Origin of the sequence: Phaeobacter sp. HS011, from assembly GCF_018101215.1 — a bacterium.
Lineage (GTDB): Bacteria > Pseudomonadota > Alphaproteobacteria > Rhodobacterales > Rhodobacteraceae > Phaeobacter > Phaeobacter inhibens.
The window spans coordinates 374,693-389,660 of the sequence record NZ_JAGEUF010000004.1 but is presented as its reverse complement, the minus strand read 5'-3'; the positions used below and the strand labels follow the sequence as shown (position 1 = coordinate 389,660).

Genomic DNA, 14,968 nt, shown 5'->3' with positions numbered 1-14,968 from the left:
CTTCGCGGGTTCCCTGGTCTGAAAGGTGACGCATGACTCATCCAACCATCAGCAGGCTGCATGAAGTCGTTGCCAAAGGTGATGACAGTCAGATTGCTAGCCTGCTGGCCGAAGATGTGCAGTTTCTGCCACCGACCTATTGGAAAATCTGGACCGGTCGCGCTCCGGTCGCAGCCATTCTGGGGCACGTCGGTCAAATTTTCGGCGATTTTCGTTACCGTCGCATCATGGGAAGTGGCGATGACTGGGCCTTGGAATTCCAGTGCAAGATCGGAGAGTTCGATGCGGTCGGCGTTGATCTGATCACCCTGAATTCAGACGGGCTGATTGCCCAGTTCGAAGTGGTGATGCGCCCTTACAAAAGCATTGGGGTCTTGCGGGAAGCAATCATGGCGCGGGTCACCTCGGATCCTCGGTTTCTGCACTATCAATCGGCGCTCAGCTGATCGGCCTGGACCATATCGCTCGGATCGTACTGCTGCCATTGCTGGTCGTGCAGGCAATCAACGTGCGGCGCAGGGCGCTACGTCTGCCTGAACCCTGGGGGCCACGGTTTGGGCAGTTGGGGCGTGGCGCACCTCTGCGTCTGCTGATTGTCGGCGATAGCTCTGCCGCAGGGGTTGGTGTCGGCCGACAGGATGACGCGCTCTGCGGCCAATTGACCAAGAAACTGACGACTGGGCGGCATCTGACCTGGCGACTGGAGGCGACAACCGGACATCGCAGCGCCGATGCACTGGCGCGGGTGCGCGCGCTTCCACCACAGACATTCGACGTCGCGATCTTGGCACTTGGCGTGAACGATGTGACGCGACTTGCACGACGGCGACGGTTTCACATGGAACAGTCAGCCCTGATCAGACTTCTGCGTGACCGTTTTGGGGTAACACTGGTGATCCTGTCCGGTGTGCCGCCCATGGCGGATTTTCCCGCCCTTCCCAACCCGCTGGCCTGGGTTCTAGGACGGCATGCAACGCGGCTGGACCGGGTGCTGGCCAAACTGGCCGCACAGGATCCAAATGTCGTACACCTGCCCTTCACAATACCGCCCGATCCAACGCTGGCCGCACCAGACGGGTATCACCCTTCAGCCATGGCATATACGCTTTGGGCTGACACTCTGGCACAGACAATCAACGCCGAACTCTCGGCGCCTTGCGATCCGTCAGGCGCGACGCATCTGGCGCAGCAGCGAAACGGAATAGATCACCAGCGCGAGCCAGATCATCGGGAAAGCGATCATCCGCGCGCGACCGAACTCCTCGCCAAAGACAAAGACCGCAGCCAGAAAGATCATGGTGGGCGCGATATATTGCAGAATGCCGATCGTAGATAGGCGCAGCAGCTTGGCACCATTGGCATAGGTAATCAGCGGCACCGCCGTCACCACACCACACCCCAACAACAACGCCGTGTCACTGAAGTCGCCGCCAAAATGGGCACCGCCAGTGACCGTCAGATATGCCAAATACGCCAGTGCCGGGGGTGTTAGGATCAGCACCTCCAGCATGAATCCCTGGTTGGGACCAACCGGTAGAGATTTCTTGAAAAACGCGTAAAAGCCCCAGCTGAGCGTCAGCCCGATTGCCGCCCAGGGCAGCCGACCCGCATCTAGCGCGAGCACCAATACCGCCAGTGCTGCCAAACCGATCGCAACCAATTGGGCAGGCGACAGGCGCTCGCCCAGCAGCACAGCACCAAGCATGACGCTGAACAGCGGATTGATATAATAACCAAGAGCCGCATCCAACGCATGGCCGGTCGCGATAGACCAGACATAGATGCCCCAATTCACGGAAATCAGTGCTGCTGTTACCGCGCCCATCATCAACACTCTCGGGGAGGTAAGTGCCGCACGTAGGTCGCGGGTCCGGCGCAGGATAATGAGCAGAGCACCCGCAACGGGCACCGACCAGATCACCCGATGGGCGACCACTTCTGCTGCGGGCATATGTGCCAGCGCCTTCATATAGAGTGGCAGAAAGCCCCACATCAGATAGGCGGAAACGGCAAAGGCGAGGCCCTGTGGCGTGTCTTTGTTCTCAGGCTGCGGCATCTTCGTAAAATCTCCCTGAGCCGCGTTTATGACAGGTCGGTTGGCAATGAACAGGGGTGATACTGCCAAAGGTGTTGATGTCGTCTTTGTCCGCCAGCTTTACTTCGGGCTGTTGGGAGGGTGCGCGAATATCGCACGCACCCTCCCCTAGTAACACGTCATATCGGTCAAAAGATCGGGCGTTTCTATTGCTTAACCCGTTCTGATTTCGGGTCATACATGGGCTTAAGGGAGGCCTCGGCCTTCACCTTCACGCCGCAAACGTCAATCTCATAGCTGGAGTTCAGTACATCTGCTGCACTTTCACCGTCGCAGGGCACGTAACCCATGCCGATGGCAGCACCAAGGGTATGACCGTAGTTGCCGGAGCTAAGGTAGCCCACATACTCACCGTCTCGAATGATCGGCTCGTTGTGGAACAGCAGCGGCTCGGCATCCGTCAGTTTGAACTGAACCATGCGGTTTCTGGGGCCGGTTTCTTTACGCTCCAGCACTGCTGCCTTGCCGATGAAGTCGTCCTTGTCGGTCTTCACCGCAAAGCCGAGGCCGGCGTCGATCACATTGTCCTCGCAGGTGATGTCGTGGCCGAAGTGGCGGAAGCCCTTCTCGATCCGGCAGCTGTCCATCATGTGCATGCCGCAGAGCCTAAGCCCCATGTCCTGACCCGCCTCGTGCAGCGTTTCGAACGCGTGGCCCGCCATGTCGGCGCCGACATAGATTTCCCAGCCGAGTTCACCCACATAGGTCACGCGGTGGACGCGGGCGAGGCCCATGCCTAGTTCGATCTCCTGCGCGGTGCCAAAGGGGTTCACCTCGTTCGAGAAATCATTGGGCGAGACTTTCTGCAGCAGCTTGCGGGCGTTCGGGCCCATCACTGCCAGCACGCCTTCGCCTGCGGTCACATCGGTGATCACCACCCGGTGGTCGCCCACGTGGCGCATCATCCAGGTCTGGTCGGCCAGACGGGTCACTGCCGGGGTCACCACCAGATAGGCAGTCTCCGACAGGCGGGTGACGGTCACATCGGCCTCAATCCCGCCGCGGGTGTTCAGGAACTGGGTGTAGACGATCTTGCCCGCCGGAACCGACAGGTTGGCGCCGCAGATGTAGTTCAGAAATTTCTCCGCATCCGGGCCTTCGACCCGGATTTTGCCAAAGGAGGACATATCGTACATGCCAACGTTTTCACGGACTGCCTTGTGTTCAGCTGCAGAGTTCTCAAACCAGTTCTGGCGTTTCCAGCTGTACTGGTATTCGCGTTCCTGGCCCTCATTGGCAAACCAGTTGGCGCGTTCCCAGCCGCCGATTTCACCCATCACCGCGCCCTGCTCCAGCAGGTGGTGGTGGAACGGGGTGCGGCGCACGCCGCGAGCGGTGGCCTTTTGACGGTAGGGGAAGTGATCAGCATACAAGAGGCCCAGCGTCTCCTTGGAGCGCTCGAACAGGTAGTGCTTGTTACCCTGAAACGGCTGCATGCGGGAGATGTCCACGTCGCCAAGGTCGAACGGTTTCTGGCCATCTTCCATCCACTGCGCCAGCGCCATGCCAGCACCGCCCGCCGACTGAATACCGATTGAGTTGAAACCTGCAGCGACCCAGAAATTGTCCATCTCGGGCGCCAAGCCAAGGTGGTAGGCGTCATCCGGAGTGAAGCTCTCGGGACCGTTAAAGAAGGTGTGGATGCCTGCCTCAGCCAGCATCGGCATCCGATTGCAGGCGGCTTCCAGGATCGGCTCGAAGTGATCGAAGTCCTCAGGCAGCTGGTCGAATTCGAACGTGTCGGGGATGCCGTTCATCGCCCAGGGTTTGGCGTTCGGCTCAAACGCACCGAGCAGGATTTTCCCCGCATCTTCCTTGTAGTAGGCGCATTCGTCCGGAACGCGCAGCACCGGCATCTGGGTCAGGCCGGTAATGGCTTCGGTCACGATATAGAAGTGTTCACAGGCATGCAGCGGCACGTTGACGCCCGCCATGCGGCCAACCTCGTGGCCCCACATGCCGGCGCAGTTCACCACCATGTCCGCCTTGATGTGGCCCTGGGACTGGCCATCATCGCTGGCCCAATCGACGCCGGTAACTCGGCGGCCGTCCTTGGAGATGCCAGTAACCTTGATCCGTTCCTTGACCAGCGCGCCGCGCTGGCGGGCGCCTTTGGCCAAGGCTAGTGCAATATTAGCCGGATCGCCTTGCCCGTCCTTGGGCAGCCACACGCCGGCAGTCACGTCGCCGACGTTCAGGTGCTCATAGCGGGTTTTAACTTCCTCAGGCGAGATTTCTTCGACCTCAACGCCGAATGCCCGCGCCATCGCGGCCTGGCGGAAGATTTCTTCCTTGCGTTCTTCGGTCAGGGCAACGGTGATCGAACCGCACCGTTTGAAGCCGGTGGCAACGCCGGTTTCTTCTTCCAGCGCACCATAAAGCTCCTGGCTGTATTTGGCGAGCTTGGTCATGTTGGCAGTGGCGCGCAGCTGGGCGATCAGGCCCGCGGCGTGCCAGGTGGTGCCGGAGGTCAGCTGTTTGCGCTCCAGCAGCACCACATCCTTCCAACCCAGCTTGGTCAGGTGATAGGCGACCGAACAGCCGATCACGCCGCCGCCGATAATGACCACGCGGGCCTTGTTGGGAAGATCGCTCATCATGTGCCTCCTGAGCTTGACTGGACGAACTGCATGGTCGAATTCTGCCACATCAAGGCGACAATAAATGCATCAAAAACGCCAGCCTGCACGCTCTATTCTCCACCGCTATCGTACGGATTTCCCACGCTGCTGCCGTGACTGGGATACGCGCCGTGATTTGCGCAGAGCGAAAGGCGTAATGCCAAAAAATGCCTTATACAGGGTCGAAAACCCATTGGAAAACCCGCAAGCCAAACCGATCTCGCGCACGCTCATCGTGGTGTTCAGCAAGAGGTTATTGGCTTTGTTCAAACGCATCTCCCGATAGAAACCATTGGGTGTCGTGCCGAGAAAGGTCTTGAACTTGCGTTCTAGCGACCGGGTAGAAATCCCGAGATGGTCAACAATCTCATTGATCGGCAGCGGATCCTCTATGTGCTCCTGCATAACGTGAATGGCCTGATCAAGGTCCGCATCGCCGGTGATCGTTGGCTTCACACCCGAAAACGGCTGCAACGACGCAAAGTCCCGCACCTTGTCGTGCAAGAGGATATTCGCAACCGTCACCTGCGCAGCTGCCGTTGTCAGCTGTCCGATCAGGGCCAGAACGATATCCACCGTCGCCCCCATTCCGGCACAGGTCACAACCTGCCCATCTTCACTCGCCAGCGCGAAATTGGTGTCGAACAACCCGATACGTTCACGCATCAAGTTGGCGTTTTCCCAATGCGTCGTGTGCTGGGCACCTTCCTTGCCACTGTCACGGATGTACCGGCTGGCGGCCTCTGCCAGCAGATAGACCTTCGCACCACGCGTGCGGTAGGTGCTGATCAGCGATCCCATCGACAGCGCCGGGCAGTCCGGGTCCGTATTGCCCAAAACAAACACGCAATCGGCATCTGCTTTCGCTGCGAAAGGCTCCGTCTCGACAAAGGCGCCGGCACGGGATCCGACCCGACCGCCCCCAGCAGAGCGCATTGTCCAGGAGAATGGTGGTTGTGCCAGCACCCGGTTGGCCAGTCGCAAAGGCTCCACCACGGCGGAGAATTCAGTGAGCACGAAGCCTTCCGTCAGGATGATATCAACCTGCCACTGACGTCCCCCCGGGGGTGTCCCCCCGGAGGTCATAACTGTCTCAGGCGCGGAGCCGGTCATTGCCTGGATCCCACAGCGGTTTGTCTTCCTGAACTACGGCGCGACATTTCTCGCCATAGATCTCAACCTCCAGCTCGGTGCCCGGCACCGCTGCATCACTGCGAACCATGCCCAGCGCGATTGAGGCGTTCACGCGATACCCCCAATCGCCGGAAGTGGTCTCTCCGACGATCTCGCCATCCTTCCAGATGCAGGACATATAAGGCGCATCCGCATCGCCAGCCTCAACAATCAGAGTGACAAAGGACTTCTTCACGCCCTGCTGCTTTTCGCTCTGGATCGCGGCCTTGCCCGGGAAGTCCTGTGGCTTGTCCAGCTTGACGAACCGCTCCAGCCCGCCTTCCAGCAGCGAGTAGTCGGTGCTGAGGTCGCCCTTCCAGGTGCGGTAGCCTTTTTCGATGCGCAGGGAGTTCAGCGCATACATGCCAAATGGCGTGCCCCCCCCTTCGATCAGAGCTGCGTAAATCTCGGCCTGATGTGCGTTGGCGCAGTGGACTTCCCAGCCCAGCTCACCCGCATAGGACACCCGCGCCACGAAAGCTGGCTTGCTCGCGACCGTGGCTTCCTGATGGGTGAGCCAACCCAGCGACAGATCGGCGTCGGAAATATCCGCCAGCAGCTCCCGCGATTGCGGGCCCGTCACGATCATGGTCGCAAATTCCGTGGTATGATCCGTCAAGCGCAGGCCTGCAGGCAGGGCCTTCTTCAAAATCTCAAAATCATGCCACTGGGCCGAGCCTGCGGTGATCATAGTGAAGTGATCCTCACCGTGACGTATACAGGACATCTCTGTCAGGATCCGGCCGCGGTCGTCCGAGACATAGACCAGGTTCATCCGACCCACTTTCGGCAGGCCGCCGGTGACCAGTCCGCGCAGGAATTCGGCGGCACCTTCGCCGCTCAGGTTGAAGCGAGAGAAGCCCGGCAGATCCAGCACGCCAACACCATCGCGGACCGCTTCGCATTCTTCCTTGATACGCTGCTGCCACGGGCCGGAGCGGCCCCAGGTATGGGTGGCTTCCTCTGACGTATCATCTCCTAGCTTGGCGAACCAATTGGCGCGTTCCCAACCGTTATAGGCGCCCATCACACCGCCTAACGCCTTGATCGTGGCGTGAACCTGGCTCACCTTCTTATCACGTGCAGCGGGCCATTCGTGGTGCGGGAAATGCATGGCATATTCGTTGCCGTAGACTTCCATACCTTTCTGGTCGCAGTAATCCTGATCGGTATAGTCGGTGTAGCGGCGCGGATCGACCGCCCACATGTCCCACTCGGTTTGACCATCAACGATCCATTCCGCCAGCACCTTGCCAGCACCACCGCCCTGGGCGATGCCGAAAGTAAAGACGCAGGCCTCAAACGCGTTGTCCACCCCCGGCATCGGGCCGATCAGAGGCAGGCCATCGGGCGCGTAGGGGATCGGACCGTTGATCACGCTGGACACACCGGAGGTGGCCATCAGCGGCACACGTTCCATGGCGTCGGTCACGATATCCTCGATCCGGTCCAGATCGTCCGACCACAGCTGGAACGAGAAGTCGTCCGGCATCTGGTCGTCTTCGGTCATCCAGTGGCCTCTGCAGTTCGGCTCATAGGGGCCAAGATTATAGCCGTTCTTCTCCTGCCGCAGGTAATAAGAAACATCCACGTCGCGGATCAGCGGCAATTTCTTTCCATGCGCCTTGGTCCAGGCTTCCACCTCCGGGATCTGTTCGGTTAGCAGGTACTGGTGGCTCATTACCATCATCGGCACAGTACGGCCGCCATAATCCTTGAACCATTCGCCGACACGCTGGGCATAATAACCTGCGGCGTTCACCACATAGTCACATTCGATATCGCCCTTCTCGGTCTGCACGATCCAGGTCTTATCTTCCTTCTGCATTACACCCGTTGCCGGGCAGAAGCGGATGATCTTGGCTCCCATGTCGCGCGCACCTTTAGCCAGCGCCTGCGTCACCTGTGCCGGGTCGATGTCTCCATCCGTGGGATCGTAAAGCACACCTTCCAGATCGTGCGTTTCCAGAAACGGGTAATGTTCCTTGGCTTGGTCAGGTGTCCACATCTCCATCTCGATGCCCTGATAACGGCCCATGGAACAGGCACGTTCGAACTCCTGCATCCGCTCCTTGGTGTGGGCCAGACGGATTGAGCCGGACTGGTGATAGTTCATCGGATAATCGACTTCTTCACCGAGCCGCGCATATAGCTCGGTCGAGTAGCGCTGCATGTTCATGATCGCCCAAGACGTCGAAAAGGTCGGGACGTTGCCCGCCGCGTGCCATGTGGAGCCTGCAGTCAGCTCATTCTTCTCGAGCAGTACGCAATCAGACCAGCCTTTCTTGGCCAGGTGATAGAGCGCTGAACAGCCGACGACACCGCCGCCGATGATGACCACACGGGCCTTTGTTGGAAAATCAGACATGATGCCTCCCTCGTCGTCAGTCCTCTTGCGGCACATTGTCCGCAATTTCGTAGTAGTCGCCCTTGGAGGCGGTGAAGATGTGCTTTTCGACGCTGAGACCAGTGTTCCCGTCGACAGCGCCGAGTGCAAAGCTGATGGTGTCTTCGGCCGTGCCTTTCCAAAACAGGAAAGAGCCGCATCGCGGGCAGACGCCGCGTTTGGCCAGCGATGTCGCTTCAAACCAGCGGACCGAACCGGTGATAACAAGGTCGACGTCACGCACCTGTGCAGAGGCCCAGATGCCACCCGATTGCTTGCGACATTGGGAGCAATGACACATCGACGCGCCGCTCGGTTCTGCGACGGTTTCAAAACAAACGTCACCGCAGAGGCAAGACCCCTTGATCATCGCATACCCTCCAGATCGGGAACGCTGGTCGACCCAAGGAGCACCCCATAAACAATGAAACAAACGGCCAGAAGGCGCCGGATCCACAGATTGAAGACCGCCTTCATCGCCGCCTGACCCATCGCAACACCAAGGAACGTGAACCCGGTATAGCTCAGTGTTGTCAGGATCAGCGCAGTGGGCATGATCACCAGCATCTGATCCCAGATGGGCACATTCGGCTCAACAAATTGCGAAAACGCTGCGAGATATCCGGCGACGCTCTTGGGGTTGATCACCGCCACAGCCAGTGCATGCAGATAGACATGGCGGGCAGGTCGCTCAACTGCCGGAGCTGGTCGTGTCGCATTGTGCCATCCGCGCAGACCCAGATAGATCAGGAATGCGGCCCCGATCAGCTTTGCCACCAGAAACACACTCGGCGATGCTGCAATCAGAGCCGTTACGCCGATGGCCGACAGCAACAGAAACAAGGTCGCCTGTGTCAGAATGGCCAGGACGCCGACTATCGCCCGCCAGAACCCCAAGCTCATTCCATTGGAAATGCAATTCACTGCATTTGGTCCGGGTGTGGTCACGAAGACCACCCAAAACAAAGCAAAGAGGGTCCAGGCCTCAAAGCTCATCAATACACCGGCGGCGCGATGACCCAGACAGCCACCGCTGGCACGTCATAGGGATTGGCCCATTGGTAGGCTTCTTCCTTGATCCGGAAGCTGTCACCCGGCCCAACGGTGAAACTGCGCCCCCCGATCACCAGATCCAACTGCCCGGCAATCATATAGCCGACCTCTTGGGTGGGACGGTCAGCCGGGACCTGCATTCGGGAATGGGGGCGAAAAGTCGAATGTACCATCTCGAAATCATCGGTCAGATCCGGTGACAGCAATTCCTCGATCAGGCCTTCCTCCCCAGACCCCATCGGACGACGCGCACCCGCACGGACGATATACCCCTGCTCTGCGGCCGGCGCCGCCGAATGAGCAAACAGCATCGACATTGGGACATTCAAAGCCTTTGCAATCTCGCGGAGGTCCGAAATCGACGGTTCCGACATATCCCGCTCGACCTGGCTCAGCCACCCGACCGATCGACCTAGACGCGCTGCGAGATCCGCGAGCGTTGCCCCTCGCGCCTTGCGCAAGGCGCGCAAATCGGCCCCTAGGCTTGCCGGTTGTGGAGATTGATCCGTCACATAGCACCTGTGAAAATTGCTGCTCTTTTTTCACGATGCATTGTATTCATGAAATTTCCAAGGATTTTTTCACGATCATCAATCTGCATACAAAAAGCCCAGCACACTATGGGCGCCAGGCTCTGTCATCTTTCCATAAATACTCTGGGGTGAGGCCCCTCATCCTGCGAATTAACTTGGAGCGAAAACCTGCTTCAGGATTGCAGCGATCTGCTCTGCATCATCCCTGGTAAATGCCTCGGGCTGGTCGCTGTCGATGTCAAAGACCCCGATCAACGCCCCGTCACCGTTCCGAATCGGCAACACCAGCTCAGATCGCGTCGAGGAGGCGCAAGCAATGTGGCCGGGGAACGCCTCCACATCAGCAACCAGCTGTACTTCGCCGGTACGGGCCGCTGCGCCGCAGACCCCGCGGGAGAACGGGATCTGCAGGCATCCATGACCGCCCTGATACGGGCCGATTTTAAGCAATTCCGGCGCGACGACCCGATAGAACCCGGTCCAGTCAAAACGCTCATCACTGTGGTGCACTTCGCAGGCCATCGTGGCCATCAGTGCAACCTCGTCGGTCTCCCCCTCTGTCAAAGCGGCGATGGTCTTGGCAAGTGTTTCGTAATCGACCTGCATGGGCAGCCCTCCTTCAACGTCGTTGAGGGGGCTGTCTGCCCCCTCTTGACCTGTCGGTCAATTCACCCCCGAGAGTATTTTTTGAAAGGTGACAATCACATGCGCTCAATAGCGATGGCCGTGCCCTCGCCGCCGCCGATGCAAATGGCTGCAATGCCGCGCTTCAGGCTGCGCTTTTCCAATGCGTTCAGCAATGTCACCATGATACGCGCGCCGGAGGCACCGATAGGATGGCCCAAAGCACAGGCGCCACCGTTGACGTTCACTTTGTCACGCGGCAGCCCCATTTCATGCATAAAGGCCATTGGCACAACGGCAAAGGCTTCGTTCACCTCCCAAAGGTCCACATCGCTGACCGTCCAGCCGAGCTGCGCCATCAGCTTTTTGGCTGCCGGAACCGGAGCCGTTGTGAATAACCCCGGCGCCTGGGCGTGACTGGCATGACCCATGATGCGGGCGCGTACAGTCAGACCCTGGGCTTCTGCGGCATCTTCAGAGGCCAGCACCAATGCGGCGGCGCCATCCGAGATCGACGAGGCATTGGCTGCGGTGACGGTACCATCCTTACGGAAGGCCGGTTTCAGTGTCGGAATCTTGTCAGGGCGTGCTGATTTGGGCTGCTCATCCGCGTCAGTGACTGTCTCGCCCTTGCGGGTTTTGACGGTGACGGGCGCGATCTCGGCATCAAAGGCACCGCTTTCCTGCGCTGCCAGCGCATTTGACAGCGATGTCAGCGCGTATTCATCCTGTGCTTCCCGCGTGAACTGATAGGTCTCCGCACAGTCCTCGGCAAAGGTGCCCATCAGGCGACCTTTGTCATAAGCATCCTCAAGCCCGTCCAAAAACATATGATCGACCACCTGCCCGTGACCGAGCCGTGCCCCATTGCGCATCTTTGGCAGCAGATATGGTGCATTTGTCATGCTCTCCATCCCGCCCGCGATCATGGTGTCCGCCTGACCCAACGCGATCTGATCATAGGCCATCATCGCCGCCTTCATGCCCGAGCCGCACATCTTGTTCAGCGTGGTTGCCGGCACCTCTTCGCCCAGGCCAGCTGCGAACCCTGCCTGCCGCGCTGGCGCCTGACCCTGACCAGCGGGTAGCACACAGCCCATCAGAACTTCATCGACAGTGGTGGCCCCTGCCCCCGCAAGCGCCGCGCGAATTGCAGAGCCGCCCAGCTCGGCGGCTGCGACGCCGTCGTACATGCCCTGAAATCCGCCCATTGGGGTGCGGGCCGCGCCTGCGATCACAACAGTTTTCATCTAATATTCCTCCTAATGTCGAAATAGTGCATACAAAATCGTAAGGATTGGCGTCTAGGCTGATCGTCAACACATATTGACGCGGGGACACTCATGAGCCTGACCAGCACAACAGCCGATGGCACCCAGATCGTGACCGTCAATGCCGAGCGCATTGATGCAGCCATGGCTATCCAATTCAAAGAAGATATGCGCGCGACCACCGAAAATGGCCCTGATCGTGTCATTCTTGACCTGTCAGAGGTGAAATTCATCGATTCCAGCGGTCTTGGCGCTATTGTAGCTGCCATGAAACAACTCGGCCAAGGACGAAAACTGGACCTCGCCGGGTTGACGCCGATGGTCGACAAAGTGTTTCGACTGACGCGAATGGATACTGTTTTTGATTTATATGCGTCGCTGGGCGATGCAACGACCGCAACCCGTATCGATTCTTGACCCCACGCGTGTTTGTAACGCGGAGCGAAAAGACCATGGTAGAAACCTTTTCCTGCACTTTCACGGCTACGGAACTGGATGCCAGATCTGGCGTACAGGACGTCGTCGCGCGGCTGCGCACCATGGGGATTCCGGATCCCCGCGTGGACGAGGTTCAGATCGCTCTTACCGAGGCGGTGAACAATGTCGTCGAACATGCCTACGCCGGTATGGATATCGGTGACGTGCGTATTCGCTGCAACCTGCACCCTGACCAACTGTGGATTTCCATTGGCGACGGTGGTGCCCCGTTTGAGAATGGCGAACTGCCTATGGGCACACCACATGATCTGACAGTTGATGCAGATCAGTTGCCCGAGGGGGGCTTCGGCTGGCTGCTCATCCGGGAGCTTACCTCCGACGTGCAATACAAGCGCGACGACACTGGCAACAATCTCTCGCTCTGCTTCGAAATCCAGATGCGCAACGCCAACAGCGCCTGAGCAGCCCATGCGGACAAAACGTGTCGGCCAAACGGGCAGACGACACGCGACTGGACATTCGCGTGATTAAATACTCGCGGCTCACAGATACGGGATTTTGCGAAGACTGCTAGCTTGCGACACGCCCTCGTGATGTCCCGACCGTCCCACCGACTTTGGCAGACGCTTTGTCGTTGCCTTTGCCTCCGCGCGATCTAATCTGCCTTACAATAACAGGAGGCACCATGCGCGATTTTCATTTCCCGGGGCGATCAGCCGTATTCGCTGAAAATGGTCTCTGCGCCACATCTCATCCGCTGGCAGCGGGCGTGGCGATTGACATCCTGAAGCGGGGCGGCAACGCCATGGATGCCGCAATTGCGGGCGCCGTCTTGCTTGGGATATGCGAACCACAGATGACCGGAATCGGCGGCGATTGCTTTGTCCTCTACTCACGCCCCGGTGCAGGGATCCAGGCGATGAACGGTTCAGGCCGCGCGGCGGCAGCCGCAGATGCGGCAGGGCTTCGGGCAAACGGGCTGGCGACGGTCCCCCTGACCAGCGCACATGCGGTTACAATCCCCGGTGCGGTTGATGCCTTCTGCACGCTATCTGATGCCGAAGGGCGGCTAGGGCTGGATACGATCCTCGCACCAGCCATCCATTATGCCGAGGTCGGTGTTCCGGTTGCCCCACGTGTTGCCTTTGACTGGCAGAGTGATGCCGAGACCCTGCAAGGCCGTGCGCGTGATCACTACCTCTTTAATGGCACGCCACCGAAAATCGGTCAGATGTTTCGCGCACCAGGGCAGGCCGAAGTGCTGCGTCGGATCGCCAAGGACGGCCGCGATGCCTTCTACACCGGTGAAATTGCTGAAGACCTAGTAACCACATTGCAAGCGCTCGGCGGCGTTCACAGCGCGGAGGACTTTGCCAAGACTCAAGCCGAGCTCACCCTTCCCGTTTCCGGAAGTTACCAAGATATCGATCTGGTCGAACATCCGCCAAACGGCCAGGGCGCCACTGCCATTTTGATGCTGAATATTCTCAAACATTTTGACATGGCGGGGATGAATCCTGTTGGTGCTGAGCGGATTCACATCGAGGCGGAAGCCGCGAAGCTGGCCTATGATGCCCGCAACCGGTTTATCGCCGATGCCGATCACACCAACCGGTTGGATCATATGCTGGCCCCGGATACGGCAGCCCGGCTAGCAGAGTTGATCAATCCGAAACGGGCAATGGCGGCCGCCGCGCAAGTGAGTGAGGCGGTGCACAAGGACACGATCTATATCACCGTGGTCGACAAGGACCGCATGGCCGTCTCACTGATCTATTCGATCTTCCACGGCTTCGGGTCGGGAATTGCCTCTGATAAATTCGGCATCCTTCTACAGAACCGGGGCGCCGGTTTCACCTTGGAGGAGGGCCATCCCAACATGTTGGCGGGAGGCAAACGCCCGATGCACACCATCATTCCCGGAATGCTGCGCAAAGAGGGCGACGTTACCATGCCCTTCGGCGTGATGGGCGGGGCGTATCAGCCCAATGGGCACGCGCGCTTTGTTTCTAACCTGACGGATTTCCGGATGGATCCACAAGCGGCAATCGATATGCCGCGTGCCTTTGCTGATGGTGGCCAGCTGAAAGTCGAACGGGGCTATAGCGATGCGGTGCGTCAAGAGCTCGCCGATATGGGCCATAACGTCACGATCCCGGAGACTGCCATTGGCGGCGCTCAGGCGGTCCAGATCCACAGTTCGGGTATTCTGGAAGGCGCCAGTGATGCACGCAAGGATGGTTGCGCCCTAGGGTATTGACCCGCCCTCGGCAGCCGATCATCAGAAATGGTAGTGGTCTTCGCAGCATGCACGTGCTGTTGCGGAGATCCAATCCGCCAACGGTGCCGACCCTAGTTCAGCTGATAGTGCAACGCGTAGCTGCCGTCGTCAAAACTGCCGAACATCTCGGGGATATCAGGGTGGCCCACCGGCTCGCCGGAATAATCCGCAATCAGGTTCTGTTCAGACACATAAGCCACGTAATATGTCTGATCGTTCTCTGCCAGCAGATGGTAATAAGGCTGATCCTTCACCGGACGGCTGTCCTCGGGGATCGCCTCATACCATTCTTCGGTATTGGCAAACTCAGGATCGACATCGAACACGACACCGCGAAAAGGGTGTTTGCGATGACGGACGACCTGCCCCAGATTATATTTCGCGCGCGTTCTAAGCATGAATGCTGTTCCTATCGCCTCATGATACTCTGCCACAAGGGAAAATGTCGAATCCGCGACAGGGTTTCGGCAGAAACACACTGTCCTTCACGATA

Annotated in this window: 14 protein-coding genes and 1 pseudogene; 5 read left to right on the top strand and 10 right to left on the bottom strand. The window is 58.8% G+C overall.

Features of this window, described 5'->3' with window-relative positions:
* Positions 1-32 precede the first annotated feature (32 nt).
* Both J4721_RS10180 and J4721_RS10175 read left to right on the top strand, forming a co-directional pair.
* Complete coding sequence (locus J4721_RS10180) at positions 33-446, top strand: nuclear transport factor 2 family protein (RefSeq protein ID WP_014876201.1); 414 nt, start codon at positions 33-35, stop codon at positions 444-446.
* A 47-nt stretch (positions 447-493) separates the two neighbouring features.
* Positions 494-1,105, top strand: a pseudogene (locus J4721_RS10175) (SGNH/GDSL hydrolase family protein); the annotation flags it as partial.
* A gap of 60 nt (positions 1,106-1,165) precedes the next feature.
* Here J4721_RS10175 and rarD read toward each other — a convergent pair.
* The 9 genes from rarD to J4721_RS10130 form a co-directional block, all read right to left on the bottom strand.
* A complete protein-coding gene (gene rarD / locus J4721_RS10170; RefSeq protein WP_014876203.1) occupies positions 1,166-2,056 on the bottom strand; it encodes an EamA family transporter RarD in 891 nt (296 codons plus the stop codon).
* 185 nt (positions 2,057-2,241) lie between these two features.
* Positions 2,242-4,692: an FAD-dependent oxidoreductase gene (locus tag J4721_RS10165; protein WP_211002520.1), complete on the bottom strand. Its 2,451-nt coding sequence runs from the start codon at positions 4,690-4,692 to the stop codon at positions 2,242-2,244.
* A gap of 108 nt (positions 4,693-4,800) precedes the next feature.
* The gene (locus J4721_RS10160) at positions 4,801-5,829 is read right to left on the bottom strand and encodes a GlxA family transcriptional regulator (protein WP_014881384.1); all 1,029 of its coding nucleotides are present in this window, start codon (positions 5,827-5,829) and stop codon (positions 4,801-4,803) included.
* On the bottom strand, positions 5,810-8,257 hold the full coding sequence (locus J4721_RS10155) for an FAD-dependent oxidoreductase (protein ID WP_102875102.1): 2,448 nt from the start codon (positions 8,255-8,257) through the stop codon (positions 5,810-5,812). The genes J4721_RS10160 and J4721_RS10155 overlap by 20 nt, the downstream gene beginning before the upstream one ends.
* A gap of 16 nt (positions 8,258-8,273) precedes the next feature.
* Positions 8,274-8,645: a GFA family protein gene (locus J4721_RS10150; protein WP_027248448.1), complete on the bottom strand. Its 372-nt coding sequence runs from the start codon at positions 8,643-8,645 to the stop codon at positions 8,274-8,276.
* Positions 8,642-9,271 carry a LysE family translocator gene (locus J4721_RS10145; RefSeq protein WP_211002521.1) on the bottom strand — a complete coding sequence of 210 codons (630 nt, stop codon included), beginning with the start codon at positions 9,269-9,271 and terminating at the stop codon, positions 8,642-8,644. Before J4721_RS10145 ends, J4721_RS10150 begins: the two co-directional genes overlap by 4 nt.
* A complete protein-coding gene (locus J4721_RS10140; protein WP_014876209.1) occupies positions 9,271-9,840 on the bottom strand; it encodes a helix-turn-helix domain-containing protein in 570 nt (189 codons plus the stop codon). The genes J4721_RS10145 and J4721_RS10140 overlap by 1 nt, the downstream gene beginning before the upstream one ends.
* Positions 9,841-10,011: 171 nt before the next feature.
* Complete coding sequence (locus J4721_RS10135) at positions 10,012-10,467, bottom strand: GAF domain-containing protein (protein ID WP_102855599.1); 456 nt, start codon at positions 10,465-10,467, stop codon at positions 10,012-10,014.
* Positions 10,468-10,562: 95 nt separating this feature from the next.
* Positions 10,563-11,735, bottom strand: coding sequence for an acetyl-CoA C-acyltransferase (locus J4721_RS10130; RefSeq protein WP_102870660.1), 1,173 nt, complete (start codon positions 11,733-11,735; stop codon positions 10,563-10,565).
* A gap of 93 nt (positions 11,736-11,828) precedes the next feature.
* On the opposite strand from J4721_RS10130, the gene J4721_RS10125 reads away from it, so the two are divergent.
* The 3 genes from J4721_RS10125 to J4721_RS10115 all read left to right on the top strand — a co-directional run bounded on the left by J4721_RS10125 (position 11,829) and on the right by J4721_RS10115 (position 14,454).
* On the top strand, positions 11,829-12,173 hold the full coding sequence (locus J4721_RS10125) for an STAS domain-containing protein (protein ID WP_014876212.1): 345 nt from the start codon (positions 11,829-11,831) through the stop codon (positions 12,171-12,173).
* Between the two features lie 35 nt (positions 12,174-12,208).
* A complete protein-coding gene (locus J4721_RS10120; protein ID WP_014876213.1) occupies positions 12,209-12,655 on the top strand; it encodes an ATP-binding protein in 447 nt (148 codons plus the stop codon).
* Between the two features lie 224 nt (positions 12,656-12,879).
* Positions 12,880-14,454, top strand: coding sequence for a gamma-glutamyltransferase family protein (locus J4721_RS10115; RefSeq protein ID WP_211002522.1), 1,575 nt, complete (start codon positions 12,880-12,882; stop codon positions 14,452-14,454).
* Between the two features lie 92 nt (positions 14,455-14,546).
* On the opposite strand, the gene hspQ is transcribed toward J4721_RS10115, so the two are convergent.
* A complete protein-coding gene (gene hspQ / locus J4721_RS10110) occupies positions 14,547-14,873 on the bottom strand; it encodes a heat shock protein HspQ (protein ID WP_014876215.1) in 327 nt (108 codons plus the stop codon).
* Positions 14,874-14,968 lie beyond the last annotated feature (95 nt).

Bases quoted from the DNA above. Each gene is read 5' to 3' on its own strand.
- rarD (WP_014876203.1), bottom strand. From the start codon at position 2,056: ATGCCGCAGCCTGAGAACAAAGACACGCCACAGGGCCTCGCCTTTGCC.
- J4721_RS10120 (WP_014876213.1), top strand. From the start codon at position 12,209: ATGGTAGAAACCTTTTCCTGCACTTTCACGGCTACGGAACTGGATGCC.
- J4721_RS10180 (WP_014876201.1), top strand. From the start codon at position 33: ATGACTCATCCAACCATCAGCAGGCTGCATGAAGTCGTTGCCAAAGGT.
- J4721_RS10115 (WP_211002522.1), top strand. From the start codon at position 12,880: ATGCGCGATTTTCATTTCCCGGGGCGATCAGCCGTATTCGCTGAAAAT.
- J4721_RS10165 (WP_211002520.1), bottom strand. From the start codon at position 4,692: ATGAGCGATCTTCCCAACAAGGCCCGCGTGGTCATTATCGGCGGCGGC.
- J4721_RS10155 (WP_102875102.1), bottom strand. From the start codon at position 8,257: ATGTCTGATTTTCCAACAAAGGCCCGTGTGGTCATCATCGGCGGCGGT.
- J4721_RS10130 (WP_102870660.1), bottom strand. From the start codon at position 11,735: ATGAAAACTGTTGTGATCGCAGGCGCGGCCCGCACCCCAATGGGCGGA.
- J4721_RS10160 (WP_014881384.1), bottom strand. From the start codon at position 5,829: ATGACCGGCTCCGCGCCTGAGACAGTTATGACCTCCGGGGGGACACCC.
- J4721_RS10145 (WP_211002521.1), bottom strand. From the start codon at position 9,271: ATGAGCTTTGAGGCCTGGACCCTCTTTGCTTTGTTTTGGGTGGTCTTC.
- J4721_RS10135 (WP_102855599.1), bottom strand. From the start codon at position 10,467: ATGCAGGTCGATTACGAAACACTTGCCAAGACCATCGCCGCTTTGACA.
- J4721_RS10125 (WP_014876212.1), top strand. From the start codon at position 11,829: ATGAGCCTGACCAGCACAACAGCCGATGGCACCCAGATCGTGACCGTC.
- J4721_RS10150 (WP_027248448.1), bottom strand. From the start codon at position 8,645: ATGATCAAGGGGTCTTGCCTCTGCGGTGACGTTTGTTTTGAAACCGTC.
- hspQ (WP_014876215.1), bottom strand. From the start codon at position 14,873: ATGCTTAGAACGCGCGCGAAATATAATCTGGGGCAGGTCGTCCGTCAT.